The organism is Micromonospora sp. NPDC048040 (assembly GCF_055587185.1).
In genome coordinates, this window is record NZ_JBVJGT010000137.1 from 1 (window position 1) to 1,980 (window position 1,980).

General features: G+C 67.0%; 1 protein-coding gene. It reads left to right on the forward strand.

Annotation, left to right across the window (positions count from 1 at the left end; all coding sequences use genetic code 11):
- Window positions 1–158: 158 nt before the first annotated feature.
- Entirely contained in the window at window positions 159–1,865 is a 1,707-nt protein-coding gene (locus tag ACZ6O2_RS36475) for an IS1634 family transposase (protein WP_466026214.1), read from the forward strand.
- Window positions 1,866–1,980 lie beyond the last annotated feature (115 nt).

Consider the following 1,980-nt stretch of genomic DNA (forward strand, 5'->3'; position numbering starts at 1 on the left):
CCTGGGTTCCACAGATGTTGGGCGGTCTAGGCACATGGATCACGGGAAGATGCAGGTCAGAGCGTTGCCGGATAGCGGAACGGCTGAAAACGCCTAGTGACACGGTTCCCGGTATCAGACCTTGCTGTTCAGGTGATCTATCCGTAACCTCTAGTCACGTGTATGTCCGGGTGTCGTCACGGAAGAACAAGACCGGCCAGACCGTGCGCTACCTGCAGTTGGCCCACAACGAATGGGACCCAGCAGCCGGGATGTCGCGGACCAAGGTGCTGTACTCCTTCGGCCGCGAGGACGAACTCGACCGGGCCGCGGTGCAACGCCTGGTCGCCGCGCTGAGCCGGCTGCTGGACCCGGCGGCCGCGGCCGCAGCGACTCTTCCCGACCAGATGACACTGACTGATGCCCGGCCGATGGGCGGCGCCTACGCCCTCGACGGGCTGTGGCGCCGCCTCGGCGTGGACACCGTGATCCGCGAGGCCCTGGCCGGCACCCGCGCTGATGCGGCCCGGGTGGAACGGATCCTGTTCGCGTTGACCGCCAACCGAGCGCTCAAACCGTCGTCGAAGCTGGCCGCGACCGACTGGATCGCCCACGACGTGCACATCGACGGCCTGGCCGAGGTCGTGGACGAGGCCTGCTACCGGGCGATGGACGCCCTGCTCGGCGTCGAACAGACGGTGGCCCGGCAGGTCTTCGGTCAGGTCGCCGACCTGCTCAACCTCGAAGTGGACCTGCTGTTCTTCGACACCACCAGCACCTACTTCGAGACTGGCGAGGCCGACGAGCCGGTGGCCCGTAACGACCACGGCCGCGTCCGGCCCGACGCCGAGCCTGCCGACACGGTGCGCGACAGCGGGTTCCGCAGTCACGGCAAGAGCAAAGACCACCGCGACGACCTGCCCCAGGTCGTGGTCGGGATGGCCGTGACCCGGACCGGGATCCCGGTCCGGGTCTGGTCCTGGCCGGGCAACTACAGCGACTCGGCACTGATCCGGCAGGTCAAGGACGACATGCGTGACTGGAGCCTGGCCCGCATCGTCTGGGTCGCCGACCGTGGCTTCAGCTCGGCTGCCAACCGCCGCTACCTGCAACGCGGCAGCGGGCACTACATCATCGGCGAGAAACTGCGTTCCGGCTCGGCCGAGGCCACCGTGGCGTTGTCGAGGCAGGGCCGCTACGCCCAGGTCAGCGAGAATCTGCAGGTCAAAGAGGTCAAGCTCGACGACACCGGGGACCGGTTCATCATCTGCTTCAACCCCGACGAAGCCGAACGCGACCAGCACGTCCGCGAGCATCTCGTCACCCGGCTGACCGAGAAGATCACCGGCACCGACCAGCTCAGCGACACCAAACGCGCCGAACTACGCGGACAGATCTCCACCCAGCCCGGCCTGCACCGATTCCTGCGCGTCACCGCAGGCGGACTACTCCGTGTCGACCAGGCCAAGGTCAAGGCCGAGGCCCGCCTCGACGGCAAGTACCTGCTGCGCTGCTCCGACCCGAAACTGTCGGCCGAGGACATCGCCCTGGGCTACAAGCAACTCCTGGAGGTCGAACGCGGCTGGCGCGACATGAAATCGGTGCTCGACCTCCGCCCGGTCTACCACCGCCTCGAAGACCGCATCCGCGCCCACGTCCTGCTCTGCTGGCTCGCGCTCCTACTGGTCCGCATCACCGAGACCGCCACCAGCCGCACCTGGCCCACCATCCGCGCCGACCTCGACCGCCTGCACGCCATCACCTTCACCGGCCCCGCCGGCACGTTCCGGCAGACCACTGAGCTCACCAAGGCCCAACGCGACCTGCTGGCCGCTCTCAAGCTCGCCCCACCCAAGAAGATCATCGAACTCGCCACAAGCCTCTGACCAGCACGAACGCCGCCGCCTAGTGACACGCCTGCTAGGCGTCCAAAGCCGTGTTTCCGCAGCTCAACCCCAAGATTCGTGTACTAGCCGACCAGCACATCTGTGGAACCCAGGC